The sequence below is a fragment of the Anaeromusa sp. genome, assembly GCF_028691475.1.
Classification (GTDB): domain Bacteria; phylum Bacillota; class Negativicutes; order Anaeromusales; family Anaeromusaceae; genus Anaeromusa.
On the sequence record NZ_JAQUZF010000140.1, the window covers coordinates 1 to 5,930 of the forward strand.

At 43.8% G+C, this 5,930-nt stretch carries 5 protein-coding genes and 1 pseudogene; 4 read left to right on the plus strand and 2 right to left on the minus strand.

The window, feature by feature from the left end:
- Positions 1 to 259: 259 nt before the first annotated feature.
- The 3 genes and pseudogenes from PHF27_RS12970 to PHF27_RS12975 form a co-directional block, all read left to right on the plus strand.
- Positions 260 to 415 (plus strand): annotated as a pseudogene (locus PHF27_RS12970) (rubredoxin); the annotation flags it as partial.
- Positions 416 to 718: 303 nt separating this feature from the next.
- Positions 719 to 919 carry a rubredoxin-like domain-containing protein gene (locus PHF27_RS14350; protein ID WP_363320067.1) on the plus strand — a complete coding sequence of 67 codons (201 nt, stop codon included), beginning with the start codon at positions 719 to 721 and terminating at the stop codon, positions 917 to 919.
- 427 nt (positions 920 to 1,346) lie between these two features.
- On the plus strand, positions 1,347 to 1,952 hold the full coding sequence (locus PHF27_RS12975; protein ID WP_300070901.1) for a rubrerythrin family protein: 606 nt from the start codon (positions 1,347 to 1,349) through the stop codon (positions 1,950 to 1,952).
- A gap of 94 nt (positions 1,953 to 2,046) precedes the next feature.
- On the opposite strand, the gene mqnE is transcribed toward PHF27_RS12975, so the two are convergent.
- Positions 2,047 to 3,132: an aminofutalosine synthase MqnE gene (gene mqnE / locus PHF27_RS12980; protein ID WP_300070904.1), complete on the minus strand. Its 1,086-nt coding sequence runs from the start codon at positions 3,130 to 3,132 to the stop codon at positions 2,047 to 2,049.
- A gap of 95 nt (positions 3,133 to 3,227) precedes the next feature.
- Entirely contained in the window at positions 3,228 to 4,400 is a 1,173-nt protein-coding gene (locus PHF27_RS12985; RefSeq protein ID WP_300070906.1) for a sugar diacid recognition domain-containing protein, read from the minus strand.
- A gap of 206 nt (positions 4,401 to 4,606) precedes the next feature.
- Between PHF27_RS12985 and PHF27_RS12990 the strand changes: the two genes are divergently transcribed.
- On the plus strand, positions 4,607 to 5,930 hold a 1,324-nt coding region (locus PHF27_RS12990), incomplete at its 3' end, for a gluconate:H+ symporter (protein WP_300070909.1).

Sequence of the window (5,930 nt, forward strand, 5' to 3'; positions counted from 1 at the left end):
GTTGTTTTAGGCGTGGATAATCTCTTTAATAAACAGGATGAAGACTTGCCGCTAATGGGGACCTATGTTCATGCAAGCCTTCGCTGCACGTTCTAAAGACAAAAATGTGACTTCCGTAAGGCTTTGTTGGTGTTGGCATTGAGATCTGCAAAGTAAAAGATTTACAAATTCGAAAATTAAGAATAGAATAAAATAAAGTAATTTATAAGAATTCCCTTTGCTGTTTGTGTTGCAGTTTTATGCGAAGGAGGGATTTTCATTGCGGAAATTTATCTGTTCTATTTGCGGTTATACTTATGACGAAGCGGCGGGAGAACCTTCAAAAGGCATTTCTCCGGGGACCTTATGGGAGGACATAGCGGAGGATTGGAGCTGCCCTTTGTGTGGAGCTATGAAAAGTGACTTTGAAGAAGAAAAGGTGCAAAGCGTGCCTGTTTCTCAAGATCCAACACCTTTAAAACAGGATATTTCTAATGTGGAGGGGTTTACGTACAAGGAAATCAGCGCTTTATGTTCTAATCTTGGCAAGGGATGTGAAAAACAGTATCGAATGGAACTGGCCGAGCTGTTTAAACAACTCGAAGCATTTTATCGTAACCAGAATGTCGGTGCAGAAAAAGAGCGATCTGTGACGGAGTTCCAAGATATCCTGAATAAGAATTTGAAAGCGTATGAGCAGGATAGTATGCTCGCTGTCGCTGTGGCGGATCGGGGAGCGATGCGAGCGCTTGTTTGGGGTGAGAAGGTTACCAAGTCATTAAAGTCCCTTTTGAACCGCTATGAAAAGCAGCAGGCTGAGTTTTTGGAAACAACGCATCTTTATGTATGCGAGGTATGCGGTTTTGCATATGTTGGAGAGGAAAAGCCGGAGGTATGTCCGGTTTGCAAGGTTTCTAATAAAAAGATAGCAGTGGTTTAAAGGGGGGCGCAGCATGCATGCAGTTAGAAACATAAGCTTGTGCACAAAAGATTGTCTTTGCCTATATATTTGTCCAACTGGAGCAACCAATACGGAAACCGGGCAGATTGATGCTGCCAAATGTCTGGAGGGCTGTCGCGCTTGCGTTGACGCTTGCCCCTCCCATGCTATTTTTTTGCTTCCTGAGATATTTCCGCAGCAGCGAGATAAAGATGTTCGTGTTAAAAATGCGGTGCTGGCATTAATGAAAAGTAAGATAGTGCAAGAAGAAATTGCAGATTATATTCATAAAACCACGGATAATCTTGTTTTGCGTAAGCTGGCCAAGGCTTTTAGCGTATCGAACCGCTTGCAGGCAGAGGATCTTTGGCGTGAGGCGGGCTATATGCTGCCTCAAGGAAGGCTTGTGCAGAAGTTCCTGCAATCCTTGCTGGAAAATGAACAGCCGGCAGGATTTCCGAAAGAAAGTGTGGAAAAACTGCTAAGGATGATAGAACAGGACAAATCTGGTATTCGTAAAGATGAAGGAGGACAAAAGATGCAAGAGAACAAGACACTCGCTAATTTGATGGAGGCTTTTGCTGGAGAGTCTCAGGCAAACCGAAAGTATCTGGCATATGCGAAGAAGGCAGAAAAAGACGGAAAGCTAAATGCGGCCAAGCTTTTTAAAGCTGCTTCTGACGCGGAAACTATTCACGCATTAAAGCATTTTGAAGTGGCGGGAAAAGTTGCTTCGACAGCCGACAATCTGAAAGACGCTGTGGCGGGGGAAACACACGAGTATAAAGATATGTATCCTGATTTTCTCAAGGAGGCTGAGGCGACAGGCAACAAAGCAGCTGCTTTGTCTTTTACCTTTGCCATGAAAGCCGAAGAGGTGCATGCCAGGCTCTATAAAGAAGCCTTGGAGAATCTGGAACAAACAGAAGAGATCTTTTACTATCTCTGTCCGGTATGCGGGAATATTGAAAAGAGCATTCCTGAAAAATGCAGTATCTGTGGTGTGCCTGGCGATAAGTTTATCAAATACTAAACGTCGCTGGGCGTGCATAAATTAAAGAAGATGATGAGATAGGTAAAGAAACAGCCTGCAAACGGTGTGAAACCGACTGCAGGCTGTTTTGTCTTTAGAGGACGCGGATTTTTTGATAGAGAGAGTCTCGCTCTACTGGAATTCGTCCTACTTCGCGGATGGCGTCTACCAAGGTGTTTTTGGTAAGGCCGCGGGAGGTTTTAGCGCCAGCGGCATGGGTGATTTTTTCTTCGCGGACTGTGCCGTCTAAATCATCAGCGCCAAAGCTTAAGGCCATTTGTGCGATAGGCAGTGTCAACATAATCCAATAGGCTTTGATATGAGGGAAATTGTCCAGCATGAGGCGGGCGATGGCGCAGGTTTTCAGGTCCTCCCAAGGAGAGGTGCGAGTAATGGTGTCCTCTAATTCCGTGTGCAAGGGATGGAATGGAAGGGCGATGAAGGTTTGGAAACCATTGGTTTGATCTTGCAGTTCCCGCAGGGAGAGGAAGTGGCGAATGCGTTCTTCCACTGTTTCGATGTGTCCGTATAACATGGTAGCGGTGGTGGGAATGCCTAAGTCGTGAGCGGTACGGTGGACATCCAGCCATTCTTGGGAAGTGGCTTTGTTGGGGCAAAGCTCAGAACGAACTCGAGAAGACAGAATTTCAGCGCCGCCTCCTGGCATGGAATCAAGCCCTGCTTTTTGGAGTTCTGTTAATACTTTTTGGACAGAGAATCCTGCTATTTTGGCAAAGTAACAGATTTCTACAGCGGTAAAAGCTTTTAGGTGCAAATGCGGTAATTCTTGTTTTAGCTGATGTAATACCGAAACATAGTATTCAAAAGGCCAATCGGGGTGAAGACCGCTGACTATGTGTAATTCTCGCAAATCAGGGTCCTGTGTTGCCCTGTGGGCGATGCTTAAAACGTCCTCTAGGTCCATGGCGTATGCTTTTGACGAATCCGCATCACAGCCAAAGGCGCAAAAACGACAGCGGGAGGTGCAAATGTTGGTCAAATTAATGTGCTGATTTACATTGAAATAAACAAAGTTTTCACTGTGCTGTTTGCGAACGGAATCAGCTAAATAACCAATACGGGACAAGTCGGAGGACTCCATCAGGCAGAGGCCGTCTTCGTAGCTTAAGCGTTCTTTGGCTAATACTTTATCCTCAATTTTATCAAGTTGTGTTTTCAAAATCGTATAGCTCCTTAGTATAGGATTTTAAAAATGATATGAATTATATTTCGAAATAACTATATAATACTATGCAGTGTATGTCAAATCTGGAGTTACTTGCGCTTGAGAGCAAGCAAGAGTTTGCATAAGATTGCATCATGTAGGGAATGCAGAGGATCCAGATTGGTTTCTTCTTTTAGGCAGTTTAAGCGATAGAGCAAGGTGTTGCGATGAAGATGTAAGAGACTAGCTGCTTGGTTGACGCGTAAGTTGCATTCTAAAAGCGTGCTAAGGGTTAGCTGCATATCGTTGTTGGAAAAATGGCTATGATTCAATTGTTTAAGAATCGCATTTAGGGCTAGTGCATGATGGGCTAGAGCGGTTTCGTGAAATACGAAATCTACAAGCTGCTGATGGTCGTATATACTTTGAAGTGGTTTAGCCAGGGTGCATTGACTGAGGGTGTAGAGTGCATGGCGGTAAGAGGCATAGTAGTCGTTTATCTCGGAGACAATAGCGCCAGTGCCGCAAAAGATAGCTTGCCCGGTTCTGTCGAAAGTTTGTGTTACAGCCTGGCCCCAGGAAAGTAGCTGCGTTGGTGCTGCATTGGCGGGGATATGCTTGATGATAATTAGTTTTTCGTCGGGAATGGCTGCAATGTCTTCTTTGGTAAGAAGCTTGGCTTGAAATAATTTTCCGATGATGGAGTCGGTGATGCGTTCAACTACTAGTTCGGAGGAACCATATTCAACAATGGATTTGTTAATTAGTGCTGCTGTGTCAAATACAGCTACCGCACGCGGCAATGTAGGCGTTATTCCAAGATTTTTGGCAATGCGCAGTAATTTGTTTTGGGAGTCGACAGGATTGTTCTGTAGAGCCAAATCGATAAATTGTTCGCGCAACAGATGTTTTGTTCGTAATTTTTGTAGTAAAAGTTCACGATCTAAAATGAGTTCCGTAATGGTCTTTACTAATTTTCCGGTGGAACGGACTTCGTCAGGGTGCCCGAAAACGCCGACAACACCGACGATTTGTCCCTCAAATACGATGGGCAAATTGACGCCCTGCAACGCTCCTGGATATAAGGACAGCTCGGATGGATAGATTTCAACCATATTGCCTGTGTCGAGCACATCCTTAGCGCCTTTGTGGAAGGTATGATGGCGGTGAGCATGACCAGTAGCAATGATGATTCCTTCACGGTTCATGATATTGATATTGCGTTGGACTAAGCACATCGTGCTATCGACAATTTTTTGGGCTAAGTCATCAGGAATAATCATATAAACACCTCTTTGTACTATTTGCACAAAAACGCAGATGATATATCTGAGTAATTCGTCAAATATGCAATTGTTTGAATTTAGCTAATGCTATACGATTATTGTATAAAAGCTGCGCTGATAAATAAAGAGTATTTGCGATAAAAGAGGTGAATTTAGAAAAAGTAACAAATACAAAAAGCGTGGCAGAGAAAGGAGATTAAGAAATGGACAGTATGGGAATGATAATCGTATTATTAGTAGCAATTGCTCTTATTATTTTCTTAACAATTCGCGTCAAGGTGCATGCGTTTGTTTCGTTGTTATTAGCTTGTCTTTTTATTGGTTTTGCAACAAATATGAACTTGTTAGATATCTTGAAATCCATTGAAAAAGGAATTGGCGGCTTTTTAGGAATGTTGGCGCCGATATTGGCGCTAGGTGCTATTGTTGGGAAAATGATGGAGATTTCAGGCGGTGCGGAGCGTCTGGCGCGGACAATGATTCGCGTTATGGGAAAGAGAAATACGCATTGGGCCATGATGGTGGTTGGCTATATTTGTGGCATTCCGGTATTTTTTCAGGTAGGTATTGTTTTGCTGATGCCCTTATTGTTTTGTGTAGCCATTGAAGCAGGCATGTCGTTAGTCATGATTGGTATTCCAATGATTATTGGTTTACTGACTGTGCACTGTATTGTTCCGCCTCATCCGGCGGCAACCGCTGTTGCCATTGGGTTGAAGGCGGATATTGGCAAAGTAATTTTATATGGTTTAATTGTCGGCTTGCCGGCGGCTATGGTTGCTGGACCGATTTTCGGCAAATTAGTGGGCAGCAAATTTACTTTAAATCCTCCAGAACATATGCTGAAAAAAGAACCTACACCGGAAGAACAGCTTCCCGGTTTTGGAGTTACACTCTTAACGATCTTGTTTCCGTTGGTCTTGATGATTTCTAAAACAGTATTTGAGTTTTCTTTAGGCAAAGATCATCCGTTGATGGGCTATATTAATTTTATCGGTTCGCCGGTAATGGCCTTGCTGTTAGCAGTTTTCCTTGCTTATTGGACATTGGGACTAAATCGCGGCATGAATATGGAAAAACTGCAGAAATTCAGTGAAAAGGCTATCGGGCCGATGGCGGCGATTTTATTAGTTATTGGCGCTAGCGGCGCTTTTAATCAGGTGCTTATGGACAGCGGTATTGGCGGGGCTATTAAATCGGTGCTTACCTCTTGGCATATTAATCCTTTAATCTTGGCTTGGTGCGTAGCTGCGGTTATGCGGTTTGCAGTAGGGGGCGCTACGATTGCCATGATTACGGCCGTTGGGTTGGTGAATCCTGTGCTGCCGATGTATCCAGGCGTAGACCCGGCGTTGGTAGCTGTTGCGATCGGAGCAGGGGCTATTGGTTTTTCCCATGTAAACGATCCTGGTTTTTGGTTTGTTAAGGAATATTTCGGCATGAAAATGGGCGATTTATTTAAAACCTATACGTTATCGACGACGATTGCCTCTGTTTTGGGTTTAATAACATTGTTGATTTTTAGTC